Genomic DNA, 22,665 nt, shown 5'->3' with positions numbered 1-22,665 from the left:
GGGACGCGGCCGGCGCCGTCGCGGCCGGCGGGCGCTGTTCGTCGACGGCCGCAAGCAGCGGTTCGAGCGCCCGCGCGATCGCGCGCGAGCCTTCGGCCGCGAACATGTCGCCATGCCAGCCGGGGATGCGGGCGCTCATCAGGCGCCCCTGCGCGAGCGCCGTCCACCCGAGTTCGCTTTCAGTGAAAGGCGTGGCGATGATGTCGCTCTTGAGGAGAAGCAGGTCGGCCTGCGTCGCGCCCGGCGCGTAGCGGCGGCGCGCCGCGTCGAGATGGGCGAGAAACCACTGGTCGGCGCCGTCGTCGCGCCCGGCCGGAATGTCGCGCACGAGCCGCAGCGCGCGGGCGGCGCGCAGCAGGGCGCGGCCGGCGCGATAGGAGGCGAGGATTTCGGCAAGGCTCATCTCGCCCGCGCGGCGCAGGCTGAACTGGCGGCGCAGCACATGCAGCCGGAAGGCGATCTCGGAGGCGAGCCGGCGCGCCGGCGCAAGCCCCGCGACATAGCCCGGCGCCCAGCAGTCGGCGAGGACGACGAGCGGAACCTCCTCGCCCGCCGCGCGCAGCTGGCGCGCGGCCTCGTAGGCGAGGACGCCGGCGACGCAATAGCCCATCAGGACGTAAGGCCCGCGCGGGCGCGCCGCGCGGATCGCGCGCACGTAATCGGCCGCGATCGCCTCGAACGGCCGCGCGTCGAGACGGCGCGGCCGGTCGGGGTCGTAGAGCGCGACGCCGAGAATCGGCCGGTCTCCGCCAAGCTCCCGCGCGATCCGCTCATAGAGGGCGAGATCATTGACGACGACGAGCGGCGCGCCTGCGCCGCCGCGCCTGATCTCGACGGCGCGGCCCTCCTCGCCCGGCGCGAGGCGTTCGAGCGCGCGTGAAAAGCCGCGCAGCGTCGGCGCGTTCATCAGGGCCGAGACGGGGATTTTGACGCCAAGCCGCCGCGAGGCGCGCGCCGCGATTCGCGTCGCCATCATGGAATGGCCGCCGAGCGCGAAGAAATCGGCGTCAGGCGCCACGCGGCCCTGTTTCATGACCTCGCGCCAGATCTCGCCGGCGAGCCGCAGCATGGGCGTCTCCGGCGCGTCGTTGCGGATGTCTGGCGCCGGCGCTTCGGCCTGCCCGCCGTCGCCCGCGCGGGCGGAGAGCGCGGCCGGCAGCGGCAGCGCCTTGCGGTCGATCTTGCCGTTTTGCGTCAGCGGAAAGGTTTTCAGCGCCATCGCCGCCGCCGGAATCATGTGGGCGGGCAGCTTTTCGCGCAAGGCTGCGAGAAGCGGGGCGCAGGCCGACGGCGGGACGCCCGGGACGAGCCTCAGATAGGCGACGAGCGGGCGGGCCGGATGGTCCTCGCGACGCTCGACCAGCGCGTCGGCGACGCGGGCGTCGGCGCGCAGCGCGACTTCGATTTCGCCGGGCTCGACGCGCTTGCCGTTGATCTTCATCTGGCGGTCGGCGCGGCCGAGAAACAGGATCTCGCCGTCGGCGTCGAGCCGCGCGAGGTCGCCGGTGCGGTAGAGCCTGCGCGCGCCCGAAGGGTCGCGCGGGTCGGCGATGAATTTCTCGGCCGTCAGCTCGGGGCGGTTCAGATAGCCGAGCGCGAGGCCGTCGCCGCCGCAGGCGAGTTCGCCTTCCCCGCCGTCGGCCACGGGGCGAAGGTCCGGCCCGAGAATGACCGTTTCGCAATGGGCGATCGGCCGGCCGATCGGGATCGGCCCGTCGTCGGGCGCGGCGCGCGCCGCTTCATGGAAGGTCGAGAAGGTCGTGTTCTCGGTCGGCCCGTAGATGTTGACGACGCGCGTTCCGGGCAGGCCGGCGCGGGCGCGCTCGAAATGCGACGGCGACATGGCCTCGCCGCCGGCGAGAACGCGCTTCAGCGGCGCGAGCCCGGCGAGGCGCTCGTCGACGAGAAGATGGAACAGGCCGGTGGTGAAGAAGGCGAGCGTGGCCTTTTCGCGCGCGATCGTCTCGCACAGCTCGTCGAGCGTCGGACGCGGCTCGCGCACGAGGGCGAGGCGGCCGCCGTTGAGCAGCGCGCCCCAGATCTCGAAGGTGCTCGAATCGAAGGCGAGCGGGGCTGCGTGCAGGATCGTCTCGTCGGGGCCGAGCGCGGCGTAGGTCTGGCCGCTCACCAGCCGGACCACGCCGCGATGCGCGATCACGACGCCCTTCGGCCTGCCGGTCGAGCCGGAGGTGTACATCACATAGGCCGGCGACTCGGGCGCGTTGACGGGGTCGAGCGGCGCGTCGCTTTCGGCCTCGGCCCCGGCCAGAAAATCTTCGAGCCCCGCGAAGGAGAGGTCGGGCGGCGCGGCGTCATGGCAGGCGCGGGAGGCGAGCGCGAAAGCGAGGCCGCAGTCCTGCGCCATGAAGGCGAGCTGCGCCGGCGGCGAGGCGGGATCGAGCGGGACATAGGCCGCGCCGGCCTTCAGCGCGCCCAGTATGGCGATGATCGCCTCGAACGAGCGGTGGGCGAGGAGGCCGACGCGGTCGCCCCGCCGCACGCCGAGCGCCATGAGGCGGCGCGCGCAGCGCGTCGAGCGGCGGTCGAGCGCGCGATAGGAAAGGACGTTCGGGCCGTCGAGCAGGGCCGGGGCGTCGCCCGCCCGCGCCGCCGCGGCCGCAAACAGCGCCTCGACCGGCCGGCGCGGCGGGGCCTTTTGCGCGCGCGCGGGCGGTTCGGCCCTGGCCACGGCCTGCGGCGGCGAGAAGGCCGAAAGGCGCGCCTGCGGCCGCTCGCAGGCGAAGGCGAGCGCCTGCTCGAACCCTTCGAGCAGGCGCTCGGCGGTCGCAGGGTCGTAAAGCCCGACGTCATATTCGAGCGAGACGCGCCAGCCCTCCGGCCATTTCGACATGAAGAAATTGAGGTCGTAGAGGCTGCCGGGCGAGGTCGAGGGATGCGCCTTGAGCGTGAAGCCGCCATGGCGCGTCTCGCGCAGGATCACGCCATGGAAGACGAGCGTGAAATTGATCGAGACGAGCGCGGGCCGGTTCGGGTCGCGCTCCGGGTTGAGCGCCTCGACGACGCTCTGGAACGGCGCCTCGGCGTGCAGCATGGCGCCTTCGACGACGCGCCGCGCGCGCGCCAGCGCCTCGTCGAAGGTCGGGTCGCCCGAAAGGTCGAAGCGCAGCGCGAGATTGTTGACGAAGACGCCGATGAGGTTTTCAAGCTCGATCTCCTCGCGTCCCGCGCTTTGCGTCGCAAACAGGATGTCGTCGCGGCCCGAAAGCCGCGCGAGCGCGGCCGCGAGCGCGGCGCAGCCGAACGTGAACAGGGTGACGTTGCGGGCGCGGCCGACGCCGTCGAGCGCCGCGCTCAGGCCGCGCGGCGTCTGGCGGATCAGGATGTCGCCGCCGCGCGGCGCGCCCTTGCGGCGCGGACGGACGCCCGGCAGCGCGAAATAGGGCGCGCCTTCAAGCGCGTCGCGCCAGTAGCGCAGGGCGGCTTCAGGCGCGCCGGCGGCGCGGCGCGCCGCGCGCCACAGGCCATAGTCGCCATATTGCAGCGGCAGCTCGGGCAGGCGCGCGGGCAGGCCGGCGTCGAGGCCTTCGGCGGCGGCGCCGAAATCGCGCGCGAGGATCGGAATCGACCAGGCGTCGAAGACGAGATGATGCAGCGTCACGAGGATGAAGGCGCGCTCGGGCGAAAGCCGCAGGAGCGTCGCGCGCAGCAGCGGCGCGGCGGCGACGTCGAACGGGGTGCGCGCCTCGCGCCGCGCGAGCGCGAGGGCCTCGGCCTCGCGACGCTCCGCGGCGATCATGCCGAGGTCGACGACGCTGAGCTTCAGGACGCAGCGCGGGCTGACGCGCTGGCGCGGCTCGCCGTCCTCCTCGACGAAGGCCGTGCGCAGGATCTCGTGCCGGTCGACGACCGCCTGAAACGCCTGCTCGACGAGCGCCGGCGTGAAGCGTCCGGCGATCTCCCAGCGCAGCGCGACGTTGAGCGCGGGATCGCCCGGATCGAGCGCGTCCATGAACCAGAAGGGCTCCTGCGCGGGCGAGCAGGGAAAGCTCGCCGCCTCGGCGGGCGCCTTGGGCTGTTCGGCTTCTTCCATGGGCTTCTTCCTTGGCGCCCTTGCGTCTTATTGCGCAGGTTGTCGTCGCAATCCGGACAGAAAGATCACGCAGGGTCAAATAACGTTGAAGCAGGCTGACGATAAAGTAGATCCGTTTGATATATGAGCTTCATCGTCAGGATTGATGGCATTTATATTTCCGCGCTTTGGACGGTTTCGTTCACGTTTGGCGCTTGTATTAATTTTTGTTTATCGCCCCTCGAAGACGAGCGTCAGCTTTGCTTTAAGGCGCGGCCGGGCGTCATCCGAGCAGCCGCCGGCCGAGCGCGAAAAGCACGCGCGGCGCGCTGATCTCGTCGACCTTGTTGCGGTTCGCGCCCGAGAACAGCTTTAGGATCAGCGCCCGCCGCGTCGCGGCGTCGGGGGTGAAGCGCAGCGCGAGCCCATCCTCGCCCTTGACGCGCACGGGCTCGAAGGCGAGTTCGATCGCGCCGCCGTCGAGCGAGAGCGCGCCCGACGCGTCCCGCGGCATGAAGCGCAGGCCGTCGACGAGCGCCCCGCCGAGCGAAACGTCGACCAGCCGGCACGGCGACTGGCCGCCGCCGCTCCAGCGGATCAGCGCGCGTTCGTCGGCGCAAAAGCGCTCGTCGCGGCGCCGGCGCGGCAGCTCGACGCAGACGGCGACGGCGAGCGTCAGGAAGAAGATGTTGTAGACGCTCCAGAACACGTTGACGGCGTAGCCCTGCGTGCCATGCAGCCCCGAAAAGACCGAGATGTTGGCGAGCATGCCGGTCAATGTGCCGGCGATCATCAGCGCGAAGGGCAGGAGATGCGCCCATTGCACGGTCACGCCCTCGGTCGAGACGCCCTTGGCCGTGACCTTGAACGGGCGGCCCCAGGGCCTGACCAGCCCGGAGGCGACGGTGAGCATGATGGTCGTCGTGCTGAGGAGCTGCGTCACGTCGGTCATGATCGGCATCACGCGGTTGCGCGTGAACAGGCTCATGAACACGACGCCGCCGACGGCCGAGGGCCCGACATAGGGCAGCAGCTCGGCCGAGTCGATCACCGCCGTCCCGGTCCACCAGTAGACCATCGGCGCCGTGATCATCATCAGCTTGAAGGGAAAGCTGAACATCCAGTACATGGCGCCGTCGAACGACGAAACCCTGTTGATGAAGCGCATTTTCGCGCGGCCGGCGAAGGAGTAGCGCGTGTAGATCTGCTGTATGGCGCCAAGGCACCAGCGCCCGCGCTGCGAGATGTAGTCCTGCAGCCCCTCGGGCGCGAGGCCGACGCTGAGCGGCTCGTTGAGCAGAATGGTGCGGTAGCCGTATTCGTCGAATTTGAAGCTCGTCAGCATGTCCTCGGTGACGGTCTCGGTCGCGAGGCCCCCGGCCTTTTCGAGCGCCTCGACGCGGAACACCGCGGACGTGCCGCAGCAGAAGGCCGCGCCCCAGGCGTCCTTGGCCGGCAGCAGCGATTCGAAGAAGAAGCGCTGCTCGTCGGGCCACACCTGCGAGCAGAGCAGGTTCGACTGCACCGGGTCGGGGTTGAAGAAATGCTGCGGCGTCTGCACGATGCCGACGTCCGGCGTGTCGAACAGACCGAGGGTGCGCTTCAGGATGGCCCGGCTCGCGACGAAGTCGGCGTCGAGCAGCAGGATGAAGTCCGGCCGCCGTCCGGTCGAGAGCGCATGCTTCAGCCCGTTGTTGACGTTGCCGGCCTTGGCGTGCTTGCCCTTGACGCGCCGCACATAGAGCGCGCCAAGCTCCTGCGCGAGCTCCTCCACCCAGGGCCGCGCGCCGTCGTCGAGCACCCACACCCTGAGATCCTTGTGGTCGATATGCGTCGCGCCGACGATGGTGCGCTCGAGAATGTCGTAGGATTCATTGTAGGTCGCGATGAACACGTCGACCGGCGCGTCATGCAGCGGCGAACGCCTGTGGGCGTCGGCCTCGGCGCTGCGGTCGAGCGTGCGCGACAGGAAGAAATAGACGGTGACGGACGAAAGGATCGCCATCGACTCGAAGAAGTAGAACGTCCACGCCCACGCCTGCTGGAGCGGCGTCTGGCCGAGCGGCATGCCGCGCGTTCCGTGCCACCACACATAGCGCAGCGACAGGAACGCGCACAGGCCCGCCGCAAGCGCGCGGGCGAGCTTCGAGCCGCGTCCGAGCAGGCCCGGAAGGGCGACGAGAAGCCCGACGGCGATGAAGGTCGGGGCCAGTTTGTCGATGTCGATGATCATGCCATGGCCTCAGAACAGGCGGCGCGCGATCTGGTCGAGGGGCCCGCCGCCCGAGGTCGGCAGAAGCGCGCGCGCGGTGCGGCCGATGAGGCAGGGCTCGGGCGCGCCGTCGAGCGTTTTCATGTCGGCCGTCATGCCGATCTGGGCGATGATCGTCGGGCCGCGCTCGGCCATCGGCATGGCGGCGTAATGGCCTTTCTCGCCAAGGTCGCCCTGGCCGGCGATCGACAGCACGGTCCCCTCGCGCTCGATCGTCTCGCCCGACAGCCTGAAGCGCGCCTTCGCGCCGATCTTCACGTCGGAGAAACGGTCCTGCGGCACCGAGACGAGCAGCGTCGGCGCGGCGCAGTCGACAAGCTCCACGGCCATGTCGCCGGCGCCGAGCCGCTCGGCGTCGCTCGCCCCGAGCCGCCAGATCATGCCCGAAACCGGCGCGACGAGTTCGGCCGAGCGGGCCTGCGCGGCGAGCCGCTCCTCGTTTTTGAGCCGCGCCGCGATCATTTTCGCCTCGGCGTCATGGTCGGCGACGACGCGCGTCAGATGGGCGATCTCCATCGCCGTCTGGTCGGCGCGCTGGGCCGAATAGGAGACGTCGATGCCGCCGGGGCTCGACAGCACGCCGGCCCGCGCGGCCTTCGATTCGGCGCGCAGCGCGTCGAGCCGCCCCTGCTGCGCCTCGACGTCATGCGCGGCCGCGGCGAGCGCGATCCGGAATTTCTCTTCGGCGGCCCTGCTGACGATGGCGCGGGCGGCGAGCGGCGCGGCGCGGTCGAGGTCGGCCTGCGCCTGGGCGCGGCGCGCGTCGAGCGCCTGGAGCATCCGGTCGGCCTCGGCGATCAGCCCGTCGAGCCGCTCGACATTGGCTGATTTATGGATCGTCGCGCGCCGCGCCAGCTCGGCGGCGAGCGTCTCGAGCGCGGCGCGGTCGGATTTCGCGGCCTCGCGCTGCGCCGTCAGCCGCTTCAGGGTTTCGCGCAGCTCGACGACCGTGCGGTCCTCGAAGCGCGGATTGGCGATCTCGACGAGCCGCTCGCCCTGGCGCGCCATGGCGCCGACGGCGCCGACGACATGGGCCGCCACCCCGTCGATCGGCGCGCGCAGCGAGATCACCCGCGTCGAGACGACGGCGTTGTCGCTCGCCACGAAACCCTGCTCGCGCGCGATCGAATAGACGCCGAGGCCGATCAGCAGAAGCGCGCCGGTCGTCTTGAAATAGGGCGAGAGGCGGCGTTTTTGCGGCGCGAGCCGCGCGGCGTCCGGGCGGTCGGCCCCGGGGCGCCCCGCATGCTCGGGCGAGGGGGCGAGCAGCGTCGCGCCCTCGGCGGCGGCGTCGGCGCGCGGCGACAGTTCGGCGGGAGACAATGCCGCGGGGGACAGTGCGGCGGAGAGGCGTGCGGACATTTCGGCCCCGTGCTGATGGCGTCGTGCTGCGGGCGCGAACCCGCTGCGTGACTCCATAGCGCGCGGGCGCGCTGCGCCCGCTGAAGCCGAAAGCTCGAATTCGAGGCTTTCGCGCCGAGAGGCCCTATTTCTCTTCGAGCAGCGCCAAAACTTCGTCCCAGCGCCGCGCGCGGCGCGGCCAGTCGAGGCCGCGGTTCCACGGCGTCTCGCCGAACAAAATGGTCGGCAGGCCGGCGTCGGCGGCGCAGCGGATCTGGCGCGCGTTGTCGTCGATGAGCAGGCTCGCGCCGGCGGCGCGCATCGCCTTCACCTTGTCCGGCTGGTGGCCGACCGCGCGCAGTTCGGCGAAGACGCCGGGAAACAGCCGCTCGACGAGGCGCTCGCTGACCATCGTCGCCTCGGGCCGGCGGGCGGTGACGATGACGAGCCTTGCGCCTCCGGCCTTCAGCGCGAGGCAGGTTTCAAGCGCGCCCTCGAGCGCCGCCAGCGTCTCATGCTCGGCGGCGAGATAGAAGGCGCGGATCAGCGCCTCGGTTTCGGCTTCGCTGGCGGCGAGGCGATAGGCCGCGACGTCGGCCGGATCGACCGGCAGGCCGCGCGTCGCCGCGATAAACGGGAACAGCGCGGCGTGCGTGTCGACCAGCGTGTCGTCGAGGTCGACGGCGATGGTTCTCGCCATGAGGGTCTCCTTGTCGCGCGCCGGTCGCCGGCGGCGTTGGTCCGCGCCCGGGCGCGAAGGGCCCGCAGGGGGCGCCAACCCCTAACCCGGCCGCGTGACGAGGCAAAGACCGCGCCTCTTTCTTCTTCCTGTCTCGCGCGGGATACTGTATCGCCGCCGCCGGGAACGCCGGCGCGGCGCACGGAAGGTCATGTCGGATTTTCTCACCACCAAGGAGCTCGCGGCGCTGCTGCGCGTCAGGGAGCGCAAGATCTACGATCTCGTGGCGGCGGACGCGCTGCCGGTGCGTCGCGTCACCGGCAAGCTCCTGTTTCCGCGCGCCGAGATCGAGGCCTGGATCGCGGGCGGGCGCGGCCCGGCGCCGGGGGCCCCGGCGCCGGCCGCCCCGGCGCCGGCGACGAAGCCGCCGCTCGTCGTCGCCGGCAGCCACGACCCGCTGCTCGAATGGGCGCTGCGCGAATCGGGCTGCGGCCTCGCCGCCCTGACCAACGGCTCGCTCGACGGGCTCGACCGCTTCGCTTCGTCGGGCTGCGTCGCCGCCGGGCTGCATGTCCCGGGCGAAGGCGCGGACGACTGGAACGTGGCGGCGGCCCGCGCGCGGTTTTCGGACCGGCCGGCGGCGCTGATCGAATGGGCGAAGCGCACGCGCGGCCTCATCTATCGCGCCGATCTCGGCCGGCCGCTGCGCGACCTGCGCGCCGCGCGCGGCCTGCGCTTCCAGCTGCGCCAGAGCGAGGCTTCGGCCGAGGCCGTGCTGAACCTTCTGCTCGCGCGCGAGGGCCTTGGGCGCGGCGACCTCGCCTGCGCGCCGACGGTCGAGCGCACCGAGTTCGACCTCGCCATGGCCATCGCCGCCGGGCGCGCCGACGCCGGCCTTGGCGTCGAGGCGGCGGCGCGCCAGCTTCACCTTGAGTTTTCGCCGCTCCTCGTCGAGCGCTTCGACCTGCTCGTCTGGCGCGACGCCTATTTCGACCCGCCGTTCCAGACGCTGCTGCGCTTTTGCGCGGGCGACGGCTTCGCGCGGAAAGCGGGGGAGCTTGGCGGCTACGACGTGCGCGGTCTTGGCGCCGCGCGCTGGAACGGGGCCTGAGCCCGCCCCGCTCACTCGGTGGCGATCATCACGTCCGAGGATTTGATCACGACCGACACTTTCATGCCGGGGCGCAGGCCAAGGTCGTCGACGGCGTCGTTGGTGACGGCGGCGGTGAAGGTCATGCCGTTGACGTCGACAAAGACATGCGCGGTGGTCGCGCCCTTGGCGAGATCCTTGACGACGCCTTCGAATGTGTTGCGCGCTGAAATCTTCATGGTTCGAACGTCCCTGCGGCGCGCCGGCGCGGCGGCCTTCTCCCGAGCCTAGGCGGTCGCGGCGGGCGCGGCAATAGGCGCGCCGCTCAAGCTTCATGCGCGGCGCGGGCGCCGCGTCGCGGTCAGATCGGGGCCAGCACGCCCGCGCCGAGCAGGCCGAGAATGAAAAAGCCGAGCGCGATCCGGTAATAGACGAACGGCATGTAGCTGCGCGTCGCGACGAGCTTCAGAAAGCCGACGATCACGAAATAGCCGACGACGAAGGCGATCGCGGTCGCAAACAGGGTCTCGGCCGGGCCGATCGGCCCGAACTGGCCCCAGTGGCGGAAAAGCTCGTAGAAGCCCGACGCCAGCACCGCCGGAATGGCGAGCAGGAAGCTGTAGCGGGCGGCCGCCTCGCGCGTGTAGCCGAGCGCGAGGCCGGCGCTGATCGTGCCGCCCGAGCGCGAGACGCCCGGAATGAGCGCCATCGCCTGGGCGAAGCCGAGCAGCAGCCCGTCGCGCCAGCTGAGCGCCTTGAGCGGCAGCGTCCGGCGCCCGAGCTGGTCGGCGAGGCCGAGCAGCGCGCCGAAGGCGACCAGCATCGTCGCGGTGACGTAGAGGTTGCGCAGATGCCCCTCGATCGCGTCCTTGAACACGAGCCCCAGAACGGCGATCGGCAGCGTGCCGAGGATCACCAGCCAGCCGAGCCTGACGTCATGGGCGTCCTCCAACGCGGGCTTCACGAAGGACAGAAGCCAGGCGCGCGCGATGCGGAAGATGTCGCGGCGGAAATAGATCAGCACCGCCGTCTCGGTGCCGATCTGGGTGATCGCCGTGAACGCCGCGCCGGGGTCGGACCCCGTCGGCAAAAATTCGCCGGCGATGCGCAGATGCGCGCTCGACGAAATGGGCAGGAATTCGGTCAGCCCCTGAATGAGGCCGAGCAGCCCCGCCTCGACCCATTGCGTGGTTGACCCCATCGCTCGCGCTCCCGTGAACTCCGCCTCGCGGCAGAGTTCAAGGGCGCCGGGGGCCTCGAGTCAACTTGACCGCGGCCGGGCCTTCGCGTCAGACGTCGATCTCGCGCGCGGTGACGACATATCGGAAGCCGTCGGGGTCGAGGCAGTCGAACCGGACGCCGGCGATCTCGGCCTGCGGATACATCAGAAAGCCGAGCTTCGGCCCGCGAGAGCCGGGCAGGCTCAGGTCGTGGCCGTCGTTATAGGCGAGCCAGTTGCCTTCCCAGCCGCCAAACAGCGCCGCGCGCGCCGCCGCGACCTTCGGCGAACCGACCGGATTGTTTCCCGGCGGCTCCTCGAGCGCCACCTTGCGCACGTCGGCCGGGTCGGCCGCGACCCAGCCGAAGCCTTCGAGCCAGACCTCCGAGCGGCAATGCTGCGCCTTGCTCACGGTCGCGGCGTTGGCGCCGAGGCTCTTGTAGCCGAACGCCGAGGGCGCGACGCGCAGGCCATAGAGGTCGCGCGCCGGCACGTCGGCCGCGCGCAGCAGGCCGACGAACAGCGCGTTGAGGTCGGCGCATTTGCCGCCAAGGTCGCCGGAGGCGATGAGCGAGGCGATGTCGCCCGTTCCGCACCCCCGCGTCGACGCCTTGCGATAGGCGTTCTCGACCACCCATTCATAGACGGCGCGGGCTTTTTCGACGTCGCTTCCCCGGCCCGCGACGATGCGGTCCGAGGTCGCCTTGACGATCCCGTCGGTCGGGATGAGGTCGGTCGGGCCGGTGAACAGGGCGCGCTCGTCGCGAGACAGCGCGGCGACGGCCGCGGGCCGGGCGAAATCGGCGGCGCGGTCGCGCGTTTTGAAACGCGACGTGACCTCGACGGCCGCGGGCGTCCCCTCGGGCCACACGACATGCAGCAGCTTCGCGCCATAGCGCGGGTCCTGCGCCACGCTGGCGTTCGCGCCCGGCGCGGCCCAGGCGTCGCCAAGCGGGACCATCCAGTCCGAGGCCGTGACCGAGGGCAGCGGAATCCACGCCTGCGCGGGGCCTTTGGCGTCGGCCGGCGGCGCGAGGTCGAGCCGGGTGACGACCGAGAAGGCGCGCCAGGCCCCGGGTTTGGGCGCGAAGACGGGCGCGGGGGCGGGGGCTGCGGGGGCTGCGGCTTCGGCGCGGACGGCGCGCGGCAGCGCCGCGGCGCCGGCGAGCGCGCCGGCAAGCGCCGCTCCGGTCTTCAACAGGTCGCGACGGCTGGTCATGGCGGGGTCTCCTCCAGTGCGAGCGGCGGCAGGACGATCGGCGCCGCGGGTTTTTCCTGCGATCTTCCGGCGTCGGCGACGACGGCGTCAAGGGCCTGCGCGGCCTGCGGGCTGTCCCAGTCGACGGGCCCCGCGGCGCGGGCGCGCTCGCGCCCGGAGGCGTCGAGCAGCAGGCTCGTCGGCAGGGTCTCGACGCGCAGCGGCGCGAGCAGGGCGCGGGCCTCGTCGAAGACCACCTCGAACGGCGGCCCTTCGGGAAATTCGCGCGCGAAAAAATCCTGCGCGAAAAAGCGCCTGACGCGGGTCTGCGGCTCGCCGGCGTCAAGCGCGACGACGCGGACGCGGCCCCTGAGCCTTTGCGCGAGCCGCGCGAGCGGAAGCATTTCGGCGCGGCAGGGCTCGCACCAGGTCGCGAACACATGCACCAGCGTCGCCCCGGCCTGCGTCGCCTCTTGCGCGGCGGCTCCGGCCGGCGCGTCGAGCTTCGGCAGGGCGAGGATGGCCGCGAGCGCGTCCGGCGCGGCCGCCGCGCAGGGGACGGGCGAGGCCGCGAGCGCCGGCGGCAGCGCGGCGAGGGCGCCCAAAAGCCGCGCCGCCGCGCCAGGCCCCCGTCGCCGGCCGCGCACGCCGGTCAGCCCGCGCCGTCGGGGGGCGCGTCGGCCTTGCCGCCCCTGCCGTTCTTTTCGGCCTTGCGTCCGTTCTCTCCGCTTTTCTGTTCGGCGACGGCGGCGTGATATTTCCGCTCGATCATGGCGAGGTCGACCGGGGGCTTTGGATAGCGCATGTCGAGCGCGTCGAGCGCCGCGGCCGTGATGTCCATGACGACGGCGTCGCGATACCATTTCTGGTCGGCCGGGATCACGAGCCAGGGCGCGTCGGGCGCGCTCGTTTCGGACAGCGCCTCCTCATAGGCGCGCTGGAAATCGTCCCATCTGAGGCGCGTCGCATAATCCGATTCGGCGATCTTCCAGTTCTTGTCGGGGTCGCGCAGCCGCTTCGCGAAGCGCGCGAGCTGCTCCTCCTTGGAGATATGCAGGAAGAATTTCAGGATTTTGACGCCATTGTCGGCGAGCAGGGCTTCAAAGTCGCGGATCTGGCGCAACAGGCGCGCGCCCGCCCTGCCGTCAAGCCGGCCCGCGCCGCGGCCCACGAGATAGTCCTCGTAATGCGAGCGGTTGAAGATCGCGGTCATGCCGAGCTCGGGCGCATGGGCGTGGACGCGCCACAAAAAGTCATGGCGCTTTTCTTCCTCGGTCGGCGCCTTGAAGCTCGTCACGATCACGCCCTGCGGGTTGAAGGGCGCGAAGGCGTGGCGGATCGTCCCGTCCTTGCCGGCGGCGTCCATGCCCTGCAGCACGACGAGCAGCGCATGTTCGCGCCCGGCGTAAAGCAGGTTCTGGAGATGGGCGAGGCGCTCGCTCACGGGGCCGAGCGCGCTGGCCGCGTCCTGCCGCGAGAGGCCCGCGGTCGCCGCCGGATCGCGGCTCGCGAGCCCGGCGCTCTCTCCGGGCGCGACGCGGAGCAGCTTGAAGAAGTCGGTCCGCGCCATGACGCTCCCCAACGCCTGCGCCGGGGCTCCGGAGCGGCGTTCAGGAGGTTGCGCCTTCCGCGGCGGCGGTCAATTCACATTCCGCCCCGGCGCCGGCGGGCCTACTCGACGGCGGCGGCGTCGCCCGGGCTCACCGAGAATTCGACCGCCTCGATCACGGCGGCGCCGGCGAGCGTCGTCAGCGCGACCCGCACCGGCAGGAGCACATGGGCGCGCGTGACGGGCGCGAGCCAGACCTCGATCTCGCGGTTCTGGGCCATGAAGCGGGCCGAGCGCGAATCGCGCTTGTGGCCTGCGATCGGCGTGTAGCGAACGGCGCAGACGGCGACGGGGCCCGAATAGCCGGGGAGATGGACGGTTTGCGTCCCGGCGTAGGCGAGCGTGATGTCGAAGCGCACGTAGCCGTCGAACACCGGGATGCGGCGGTCGCAGGCGACGGGGCCGGTCATGTCCGCGCCGGCCGGCGTCGAGATGATGAAGGCGCTCGTCGGGTCGAGCACGCCGCGCCGGTGCGCCTCGGTCACCGGCACGCGGCCTTCGAGGTCGGTGAACGGCGGCGAGATGCTGAGCGCCTTGACCGCGCCGCCCTGCATCGCCATGCGCACCGTGCGCGTCTCCTGCGAATTGGCCGAGGTGGTGGCGTAGGTCTGGGGCGAAACCCCCTTCGCCTCCATCGCGCCGGCCGAGCTCAGCGCCAGCTTGAGGTCGGCGACGAGGGCCGCGACCCCGGTCAGCCGGGCGTTGACGTCGATGCGGTATTTCTTGGGGCCGAGCGCGCTGACCGCCGCCGCGTCGCCGATGCGCAGGCCGACGAGGCTCACCGAGTAGCGCGCGCGCACGATGTCGGCCGAGGCCGCCGCGGAGGCGAAAAGCGCCGCGCCGCAGATCGCGAGGCGGAGGAGGGGGCCTGATCGGCGCATGAAAGGTCTTTCGCAGAAAGGTATTGATCCGCGCAGGGAGCGGCCGGACCAGCTTCGGCGCGAATATCGGCGAAATTTGGCGGGGCGATCAAGCGGCGCGTGGGGCTTTGCGATTGGCGAATGCCGCCCCGGCCTGTAGTCTCGCCGCAAGGCTCGACCGCAGCCTTCCGCCGATCTCGCCCGTTCACGACAGCGACCAGCCTCCCATGACCTCGATCCCCCATCCGCGCCGCGCCGCGTCGCTCCTGCGCCGGGCGCTGCGCGCGGCGGCCTTCTGCCTCGCCGCGGCGGCGCCTTGTTCGGGCGCGGCGCGGGCGGCGAGCCTGACCTCGCCCGACGCCGTGCTCGGGCAATGGGACATGACGCTCGAGGGCGGCGCGCGCGCCTGCCGGCTGACGCTGCGCGGCGAGCGCGTCAAGTCGGGCTATTATCTCGGCATGCCGCCCGGGTGCCGGCGCGCCATTCCGCAGCTCCAGAACGCCGTCGCCTGGACCCTTCCGGGCGACGACCGGCTGATCGTCGCCGACGTCGGCGGCGCTCCGCTGCTCGAGTTCTTCGTCCAGCCCGACGCCACGCTGAAGGCCGTGACCGGCGCCGGGGAGGCGTATCGCCTCGTCTTCGCCGCCGTCCTGCCGGCGGCGGCGACGGCCCCGCCCGCGGCGCTCGAAGCGCAGCAGCGCCGCGCCGCCGTGGCGCCTGCGGCCGGGGCGCCGGCCGCGCCGGCGGCGGGCGTGGCCGCTCCCGGCGTGCGCCGGCTCGTCCCGACCCCGGCCGAGATCGCCGGGCGCTACGCCGTGCTGCGCGACGGCGGGCGCGACACCGGCTGCATGGTGACGCTCGACCCGGGCGCGAAAGCCTATCTCGCGCCGGCCTGCCGCGACCAGGGCATCGTCACCTTCGATCCGACCGGCTGGCGCCTCGCCGGCCAGCGCCTCGTGCTCGTCGCGCGCAAGGGCCACACCACGCAGCTCGACCTGCAGCCGGACGGCACCTGGATGAAGGACGCCGCGCTCGGCAGGACGCTCGGGCTGAAGCGGCTCTGAGCGGCTTCAGGCCTCGCGCCGCCGCGCCCGCGCGGCGGCGATGAGCCCCGCCGTCGAGCCGTCGAGCCCGTCGAGCGGGGCGGCGGGGTCGGCGACGATCGGGGCGAGCTTGACGGCGAGCTCCTTGCCGAGCTCCACGCCCCACTGGTCGAAGGAGTTCACGTCCCAGATCACGCCCTGCACGAACACTTTGTGTTCATAGAGCGCGATCAGCCGCCCGAGCGTGCGCGGCGTCAGCGACGCATAGAGCAGCAGGCTCGACGGGCGGTCGCCGTCGAACACCTTGTGCGGGGCGAGCGCCGCGATCTGCTGCGGCGAGAGCCCGCTCGCCGCGAGCTGGCGCTCGACCTCGGCGCGCCCGCGGCCCTGCATCAGCGCCTGCGCCTGCGCGAGGCAGTTGGCGAACAGGAGCTGGTGGTGCTTCTCGTCGGCGGCGGTCGGCCTCGCCGCGACGAGGAAATCGACCGGCACGATCTCGGTGCCCTGGTGCAGCAGCTGGAAGAAGGCGTGCTGCCCGTTGGTGCCCGGCTCGCCCCAGACCACGGGGCAGGTGTCGAGCGCCGCGCGCCGCCCCTCGTGGTCGACCGACTTGCCGTTCGACTCCATTTCGAGCTGCTGCAGATAGGCGGGAAAGCGCGCGAGCCTCTGGTCATAGGGGATGACGGCGTGGGCGGCGCGGCCGTGGACGTTGCGGTTCAGCACGCCGATGAGCCCCATCAGCGCGGGAATGTTGCGTTCGAGCGGCGCGCTTCTGAAATGGGCGTCGACGTCGGCGCCGCCGCGCAGAAAATCCTCGAAATGCGCGCGCCCGATCCCGATCGCGAGCGACAGCCCGATCGCCGACCAGATCGAGTAGCGTCCGCCGACCCAGTCCCAGAAGCCGAACACCCGGTCAGGGCGCAGGCCGAAGGCTTCGGCGCGGTCGGCGCGGGTCGAGACGGCGCAGAAATGGTCGGCGACCGCCGCCTCGCCGAGCGCGCCCGCGACGCGCGCCCGCGCGCTGGCGGCGTTGGTCATGGTTTCGAGCGTGGTGAAGGTTTTCGAGCAGACGACGAACAGCGTGGTCTCGAGCGCGACCCCTTTCATCGTGTCGGCGAAGTCGGCGCCGTCGACATTGGCGACGAAATGCAGCCTGAGGCGCGCGTCGACATAGGGCGAGAGCGCGCGCGCGGCCATCGCCGGGCCGAGGTCCGAGCCGCCGATGCCGAAATTCACCACGTCGGTGAAGCGCGCCCCGTTCGCCGCCCGGACCGCGCCGGCGCGCACGGCCTCGGCGAAGTCGAGCAGGCGCGCGCGCTCAGTGGCGACGACGCCCTCGACCGCCTCGCCCGCGGCGAAGGCCGGCGCGGCGGAAAGGTCGCGCAGCGCCATGTGCAGGGCGGCGCGCCCCTCGGTATGGTTGATCGGCTCGCCGGCGAAAAAGGCCTCGCGCTTCGCTTCGAGCCCGGCGGCGCGGGCGAGTTCGACAAGAAGCCGCAGCGTTTCGCCGTCGACGGGCTGCTTGGAGAAATCATAGAGGAGATCGTCGAAGGCGACGCTGAAGCGCGCGAAACGTTCCGGGTCGGCGCGAAACAGCGCGTCGACGCGCGGCGCGTCCCTGCGCCCGGCGTGGGCGCGAAGGGCGCCGAGCGCGTCCTCGAGCCTGCTGCGGTCAATTGGGCTGCGATGCATGTGCGGCCTTGCTGTGACTGAGCCGCACACCGTCTAGCGCATCGCGGCGCGCGAGCAAAGCGCCCCTTCCGCGCGGCGCGAAGGCGCGGCGGGCCGAAAAGCTTTGGCGGCGCCTGCGGAGGGCGCGAGAAACGCCGCCCCGGCGCAGCCCGCAGGAAAGACGAAAAAGCCGCCGGGCCAAGCCCGCAGGAAAAACAAAAAAAGCCGCCGGGCGAAGTCCGCAGGAAGAATAAAAAAGCCGCCGGGCCAAGTCCGCAGGAAGAATAAAAAAGCCGCCGGGCGAAGCCCGGCGGCCGATGGCGGTCTCGCAAGGAGGCTGCGCTTACATGTTGTAGGCGCGCTCGCCGTGCGAGGTGATGTCGAGGCCTTCCATCTCGGCTTCCTTCGAGACCCTGAGGCCGAAGACGAGGTCGACGAGCTTGTAGAGGATGAAGGAGCCGACGCCCGAGAAGATCAGGGTGAAGGCCACGGCCTTGAACTGCTTCAGGACCTGCGCGCTCATGACATATTCGGCCGGCGCCGCCGTGCCGGGGACGAGCGAATAGTCGACGAGGCCGACGCCGCCGAGGGAGGGGGCGACGAGGACGCCGGTGGCGATGGCGCCGACGATGCCGCCGACGCAGTGCACGCCGAAGACGTCGAGCGAATCGTCATAGCCGAACCACTTCTTCACATAGTCGACGAAGAAGAAGCAGATCGCGCCGACGACGAAGCCGAGGACGACCGAGCCCATCGGCCCGGCGAAGCCGGCCGCCGGGGTGATGGCGACGAGGCCCGCGACCGCGCCCGAGATGATGCCGAGCAGCGAGGGCTTGCCGCGCACGGCCCATTCGACGAAGGCCCAGGAGAGGGTCGCCGCCGCCGTCGCCACGAAGGTGTTGACGAAGGCGAGCGCGGTGGCCCCGGTGGCTTCGAGGGCGGAGCCGGCGTTGAAGCCGAACCAGCCGACCCACAGGATGGCGGCGCCGATCATCGACATCGTCACCGAATGGGGCGGGCCGACCTCGCGCGGGAAGCCGATGCGCTTGCCGATGACGAGCGCGCCGACGAGGCCGGCGATGCCGGCGTTGATGTGGACGACGGTGCCGCCGGCGAAGTCGAGCGCGCCGAGCTGGAAGAGATAGCCGGCGTTGGCGTTGACGGCGTCGAGATGGGCCTGGGCCTCGGCCTTGGCGGCTTCGGTCGTGGCGGCGGCGAGCGCCTTGGCGGCTTCGGCGACCGCGTCAGGGCCGGCCCAGTACCAGACGGCGTGGGCCATCGGGAAGTAGATCAGCGTGACCCAGAGGAAGGTGAAGACGAGCAGCGAGGAGAATTTGATGCGCTCGGCGAAGGAGCCGATGATCAGCGCCGGCGTGATGCAGGCGAAGGTCATCTGGAAGGCGATGAAGACGAGCTCGGGGATGACCACGCCGTTCGAGAAGGTCCCGACGGTCGAGTTCGCGTCGACGCCCTTGAGGAACAGGCGGTCGAAGCCGCCGACGAAGGCGTTCCAGTTGGCGCCGAGCACGGGGACCGCGCCGCTTCCGCCTTCGGTGAAGGCGAAGGAGTAGCCGTAGACGACCCAGATGACGGCGACGAGGGCGACGATGGCGAAGACCTGCGACAGCACCGAGACCATGTTCTTCGAGCGGACGAGGCCGCCGTAGAACAGGGCGAGGCCCGGCACCGACATGAACAGCACGAGCGCGGCGGAGGTGAGCATCCACGCCACGTCGCCCTTCTGCGGCACCGGCGCCGCGGCGACGGCGTCCTTGGCCAGGGCGGCGTCCTGCGCCAGGGCGGCGCCGGCCGCCGCTCCCGCAAGCAGCAGCCCTAATCCGACCGCGCGCAGCGGCGGTGGAAACGCAAACTTCATTCTATTCTCCCTCAAAGGCTGAAAGATTCGCGACTCACAGAGCGTCGAGATCGCGTTCGCCGGTGCGGATGCGGATGGCCTGGTCGAGGCTCGACACGAAGATCTTGCCGTCGCCGATCTGGCCGGTGCGGGCCGCGGCGCCGATCGCCTCGACGGTCGGTCCGACGAGGTCCGGCGGAACCGCGACTTCGATCTTGAGCTTCGGCAGGAAGCTCACCGCATATTCGGCGCCGCGATAGATCTCGGTATGGCCCTTCTGCCGGCCGTAGCCCTTGACCTCGGTCACCGTCATTCCATGTACGCCGACGCTGGTCAGCGCGTCGCGAACCTCGTCGAGCTTGAACGGCTTTATGATCGCGGCAACGATTTTCATGTGGTTTTTCCCGTTTGCGTCTGTCCGAAAGCCGTAAAAGCGCCCGCGGACGCCTCGCTTGCGGGTCGAACGCTCCTGATGCGCGTCTTCGCCGGGCGCTGCTTAGCAAACCGCGGGCCTCATACGGCCTGGGGCGCTCTTTTTACGCGCGAACACGAGGATTTGTCATGTTCTAGCTGCGTCGTGGCCGCGGGCCGCGCGCGGCGGCTTTGGCCGGTCTCCCGCTCCGCCGCGCCGACCGGGGCGAAACCGCCGCGCCAGCGCGCATATTGGCGCGCGAGCGCCGCGTCGATAGGCAGGCGGCGCCGAAAAAAAAGGCAAAGAAAGACAGGCCGGCGAAGGGGCGTCGCTCGCCGCGTCTTTCGGCCTGGTCGCGACGCGTGAAGAATTCGGCCGATCTTCACGCGTTTTCGCCCCGCTCGCGGTCCGGCGGACGTCGAATCAGGCGAAACGGCGCGCCGGACGGCGCGTTTTGCGGGGGCGTTGAGTCAGCGCCGGCCGGCCTGCCGCGAAGGACGCATCAGCCCTTCCTGCATGCTCGAGGCCACGAGCCGTCCGTCGCGCGAAAAGACATGGCCGCGCGTCAGCCCGCGCGCGCCGCCGGCGGTCGGGCTCTCCTGCGCGTAGAGCAGCCATTCGTCGGCGCGGAACGGCCGGTGCATCCAGAGCGCGTGGTCGAGGCTCGCGAGCTGCAGGTCGCAGGCGACGACCATGCGTCCATGCGGCAGCAGCGCGGTGTCGATCAGGGTCAGGTCCGACATGTAGGCGAGCAGGGCGCGGTGGACCCGCGGGTCGTCGGGCAGCCGGCCCGCCGCGCGCATCCAGATCGCCTGCGTCGCCGCCGCGCCCTCGGCGCGGCGGAAATAGGCCTCGGGGTCGGCCGGGCGCATCTCGACCGGGCGCGGGCTTTCGAGATAGCGCCGCAGCGGCTCGCCGAGCACCGCGGCGAAACGGCGCGCGAGCTCGGCCTCGCCGGGCAGCGTGTCGGGGTCGGGCGCGGGCGGCGGCGCGGCCGCATGCTCCGGCCCGTCCTCCTCGATCTGGAACGAGGCCGCGAGCGTAAAAATCACCTTGCCGTGCTGCGTCGCGCGGCAGCGGCGGGTCGAGAAGCTGCCGCCGTCGCGCAGCGTCTCGACCTCATAGACGATCGGCGCGTAAGGATCGCCCGGAAGCAGGAAATAGCCGTGCAGCGAATGGGGGACGCGGGCCTCGACCGTGCGCTCGGCGGCGACGAGGGCCTGGGCCACGACGAGGCCGCCATAGATGCGCTGGCCGGCCTTCAGCGCCTCGGCGCGGAACAGGCCCGAATCGATCTCCTCGACGTCGAGCAGGCGCAGCAGCGTCGGCAGCGCCGCGCTCGAGGCCGCGACGAGATCGGGATTTTCGCGCGGGGCCTCGCCGTCAGTCGTCAAGCGGGCGGGCTTCCTCGGGCAGCATGACCGGCACGCCGTCGCGGATCGGATAGGCGAGCCGCGCCGCGCGCGAGACGAGTTCGCCGCGCGCCGCGTCATAGTCGAGCGTCGTCTTGGTCAGCGGGCAGACGAGGATTTCGAGCAGGCGCGGGTCGACGCGCCCGGGCTCGTCGGCGTCCGGCCCGCGGGGCTGGTCCTTCGCTTCGGTCATGAGTTTTTCTCGCGCGGTCAGTACGGCAGGGTCGGTGCGGCGGGGTCGGTGAAGCAGAGGCGGTGGCGGCGGCGTCATTGCAGCGTGGTCTTGGCCTCGCCGCCGCGGGCGAGCTCGATTTCGGTGATGGCGACGAGCACGTCGGCGCGGCCCTTGAGGTCGGCCGCCTCGAGCAGCGCCTGTTTCTCGCGCACGCCGAACGGGCTCATCATGGAGAGCGCGTTGACCAGCGCCTCGTTGGGGGCTTCGTCGATGCTGTCCCAGTCGAGCTGGAGGCCGTTGGTGCTGGCGAAGCTGCGCAGCGTCGACAGCAGCCCCTCGCGGTCGACGAGATCTTCTCCAGCCCGCGCGATAAAATCGACGCCGAAGGGCGCGTAATCGACTTCGGCCTGGCGGTAGGGGGTCCCGGCGTCGAGCTCGCGCAGCAGGCGGAAGCGCGCGACGCCGGTCAGGGTCACGAGATAGCGCCCGTCGCCCGTTTCGGCGAACTGGGTCAGGCGGCCGGCGCAGCCGACGTGAAACAGCGCGTCGCCCTTCTCGAGGTCGGGCTGGATCATGCCGATCAGCCGCTCGCCCTTCAGCGCGTCGTCGATCATGGCGAGATAGCGCGGCTCGAACACGTTGAGCGGCAGCTCGCCGCGCGGCAGCAGCAGCGCCTTGACCAGCGGAAAGAGCGGCAGCGCGGCCGGCATGTCCTGCGCGCCTTCATAGACTCGGTTGCTGCTCATCGGGTCATTCCCTGGGCTTGGCCGCCGCGCTCACGCAAACAGCGCCGCCGACAGTTTCTTGCGGGCCGAGACGGTCGCCGGGTCCGCCGGCCCCCAGGCCTCGAAGAACTGCAGCAGCTGCCTGCGCGCGCCGTCGTCGTTCCAGGCGCGGTCGCGCCGGATGAGGTCGAGCAGCGCCAGCGCCGCCTCCTCGCGCAGCCCCGCGGCGGCGAGGCCGAGCGCATAGTCGAAGCGCGCCTGATGGTCGTTCGCGTCGGTCTCGAAGCGGCGCCTGAGGTCGGCGAGGTCGCCGAGCGCGCCGGCCTGCTCGGCGAGTTCGAGCGCGGCGAGCGCGGCCGCGATCCTGGGGTTCTTCTCGGCGCAGCCGGCCGGCGCCGGCGACAAAGCCCGCGCGCCTCGACGAGGTCGCCGGCGTCGATCTGGAGCCGGGCGAGGCCCGACAGCGCGTCAAGGTCGCCCGCGTCCTCGGCGAGCAGGCCGGCGTAGATCTCGGCGGCGGCGACGACGTCGCCCTCGGCGACGAGCGCCTCGGCTTCGGCGTGCGGGTCGTCGGCGCCGAGCGGGCCGACGAGGCGCTCAATGAAGCCGCGCAGCTCGGATTCGGGCAGGGCGCCCATGAAGCCGTCGACCGGCTGGGCGCGCTGGAAGGCGATCACCGCCGGAATCGAGCGCACGCCGAGCCGCGCCGCGATCTCGGGATGCTCGTCGATGTTCATCTTGACGAGCTTGACCTTGCCGCCGGCCGACTTCACGACTTTTTCAAGCAAGGGGCCGAGCTGCTTGCAGGGGCCGCACCAGGGCGCCCAGAAATCGACCAGCACCGGCTGGCGCGCGGATTCGGCGACGACGTCGGCGCCGAAGCTCGCGGTCGTCGCGGTCTTGACGAGGCCCGCGTCCTCGCCCGCCTCCGCGCCCGGCCTGGCTTCCTTTGGGCTCAAGCCGTAGAGTTCCGCCATTCCCGTTTCTCCCTGGCGTCGATCCCCGACGCGGATCCTTGCGGCGGCCGCGCTTCGACGCCAAAATGGAGCCAAGACGCCCGCACCGCAACCCTGA

General features: G+C 71.3%; 18 protein-coding genes and 1 pseudogene. 2 read left to right on the top strand and 17 right to left on the bottom strand.

From position 1 onward, the window contains the following. The 4 genes from ACILRB_RS02135 to ACILRB_RS02120 all read right to left on the bottom strand — a co-directional run. Positions 1-4,051: amino acid adenylation domain-containing protein (locus ACILRB_RS02135; RefSeq protein ID WP_395664650.1), on the bottom strand; the 4,051-nt coding region annotated here is incomplete at its 3' end. 262 nt (positions 4,052-4,313) lie between these two features. Next, a complete protein-coding gene (locus ACILRB_RS02130; RefSeq protein ID WP_395664649.1) occupies positions 4,314-6,263 on the bottom strand; it encodes a glycosyltransferase in 1,950 nt (649 codons plus the stop codon). A 9-nt stretch (positions 6,264-6,272) separates the two neighbouring features. After that, the gene (locus ACILRB_RS02125) at positions 6,273-7,664 is read right to left on the bottom strand and encodes an HlyD family efflux transporter periplasmic adaptor subunit (protein ID WP_395664648.1); all 1,392 of its coding nucleotides are present in this window, start codon (positions 7,662-7,664) and stop codon (positions 6,273-6,275) included. 124 nt (positions 7,665-7,788) lie between these two features. Next, positions 7,789-8,343 (bottom strand): 5' nucleotidase, NT5C type, encoded by a 555-nt coding sequence (locus tag ACILRB_RS02120; protein ID WP_395664647.1) that lies wholly within the window; start codon positions 8,341-8,343, stop codon positions 7,789-7,791. Positions 8,344-8,533: 190 nt separating this feature from the next. Here ACILRB_RS02120 and ACILRB_RS02115 point away from each other — a divergent pair, with 190 nt between their 5' ends. Beyond that, entirely contained in the window at positions 8,534-9,433 is a 900-nt protein-coding gene (locus tag ACILRB_RS02115) for a substrate-binding domain-containing protein (RefSeq protein WP_395664646.1), read from the top strand. Positions 9,434-9,444: 11 nt separating this feature from the next. On the opposite strand, the gene ACILRB_RS02110 is transcribed toward ACILRB_RS02115, so the two are convergent. From ACILRB_RS02110 to ACILRB_RS02085, 6 genes are all read right to left on the bottom strand, one after another. Continuing rightward, positions 9,445-9,651, bottom strand: a complete 207-nt coding sequence (locus tag ACILRB_RS02110; RefSeq protein WP_395664645.1) for a molybdopterin-binding protein — start codon at positions 9,649-9,651, stop codon at positions 9,445-9,447. Positions 9,652-9,773: 122 nt separating this feature from the next. Continuing rightward, on the bottom strand, positions 9,774-10,613 hold the full coding sequence (locus ACILRB_RS02105; RefSeq protein WP_395664644.1) for an undecaprenyl-diphosphate phosphatase: 840 nt from the start codon (positions 10,611-10,613) through the stop codon (positions 9,774-9,776). Between the two features lie 88 nt (positions 10,614-10,701). After that, complete coding sequence (locus ACILRB_RS02100; protein ID WP_395664643.1) at positions 10,702-11,850, bottom strand: transglutaminase-like domain-containing protein; 1,149 nt, start codon at positions 11,848-11,850, stop codon at positions 10,702-10,704. After that, positions 11,847-12,434 carry a TlpA family protein disulfide reductase gene (locus tag ACILRB_RS02095; protein WP_395664642.1) on the bottom strand — a complete coding sequence of 196 codons (588 nt, stop codon included), beginning with the start codon at positions 12,432-12,434 and terminating at the stop codon, positions 11,847-11,849. Before ACILRB_RS02095 ends, ACILRB_RS02100 begins: the two co-directional genes overlap by 4 nt. A 47-nt stretch (positions 12,435-12,481) precedes the next feature. Further along, entirely contained in the window at positions 12,482-13,399 is a 918-nt protein-coding gene (locus tag ACILRB_RS02090) for a PPK2 family polyphosphate kinase (RefSeq protein ID WP_395664641.1), read from the bottom strand. A 101-nt stretch (positions 13,400-13,500) separates the two neighbouring features. Further along, positions 13,501-14,319: a DUF3108 domain-containing protein gene (locus ACILRB_RS02085; protein ID WP_395664640.1), complete on the bottom strand. Its 819-nt coding sequence runs from the start codon at positions 14,317-14,319 to the stop codon at positions 13,501-13,503. 113 nt (positions 14,320-14,432) lie between these two features. Here ACILRB_RS02085 and ACILRB_RS02080 point away from each other — a divergent pair, with 113 nt between their 5' ends. Then, complete coding sequence (locus ACILRB_RS02080) at positions 14,433-15,362, top strand: AprI/Inh family metalloprotease inhibitor (protein WP_395664639.1); 930 nt, start codon at positions 14,433-14,435, stop codon at positions 15,360-15,362. Between the two features lie 6 nt (positions 15,363-15,368). Here the strand turns inward: ACILRB_RS02080 and pgi are convergent, their stop codons facing one another. The 7 genes and pseudogenes from pgi to trxA all read right to left on the bottom strand — a co-directional run bounded on the left by pgi (position 15,369) and on the right by trxA (position 22,568). Beyond that, a complete protein-coding gene (gene pgi / locus ACILRB_RS02075) occupies positions 15,369-17,033 on the bottom strand; it encodes a glucose-6-phosphate isomerase (protein WP_395664638.1) in 1,665 nt (554 codons plus the stop codon). A gap of 322 nt (positions 17,034-17,355) precedes the next feature. After that, on the bottom strand, positions 17,356-18,888 hold the full coding sequence (locus tag ACILRB_RS02070) for an ammonium transporter (RefSeq protein WP_395664637.1): 1,533 nt from the start codon (positions 18,886-18,888) through the stop codon (positions 17,356-17,358). A gap of 34 nt (positions 18,889-18,922) precedes the next feature. Next, positions 18,923-19,261 (bottom strand): P-II family nitrogen regulator, encoded by a 339-nt coding sequence (locus ACILRB_RS02065; protein WP_395664636.1) that lies wholly within the window; start codon positions 19,259-19,261, stop codon positions 18,923-18,925. Positions 19,262-19,749: 488 nt separating this feature from the next. After that, positions 19,750-20,673, bottom strand: a complete 924-nt coding sequence (gene tesB / locus ACILRB_RS02060; RefSeq protein WP_395664635.1) for an acyl-CoA thioesterase II — start codon at positions 20,671-20,673, stop codon at positions 19,750-19,752. Next, positions 20,663-20,884 carry a Trm112 family protein gene (locus ACILRB_RS02055; RefSeq protein WP_395664634.1) on the bottom strand — a complete coding sequence of 74 codons (222 nt, stop codon included), beginning with the start codon at positions 20,882-20,884 and terminating at the stop codon, positions 20,663-20,665. Before ACILRB_RS02055 ends, tesB begins: the two co-directional genes overlap by 11 nt. A 74-nt stretch (positions 20,885-20,958) precedes the next feature. Further along, entirely contained in the window at positions 20,959-21,612 is a 654-nt protein-coding gene (locus ACILRB_RS02050; RefSeq protein ID WP_395664633.1) for an LON peptidase substrate-binding domain-containing protein, read from the bottom strand. Between the two features lie 30 nt (positions 21,613-21,642). Further along, positions 21,643-22,568, bottom strand: a pseudogene (gene trxA, locus ACILRB_RS02045) (thioredoxin). Positions 22,569-22,665: the final 97 nt, after the last annotated feature.

This window comes from Methylocella sp. (genome assembly GCF_044226135.1).
Taxonomy (GTDB): Bacteria; Pseudomonadota; Alphaproteobacteria; order Rhizobiales; family Beijerinckiaceae; genus Methylocapsa.
Note: the sequence above shows the minus strand (reverse complement) of the source record. Positions and strands in the feature narration are given on the sequence as shown.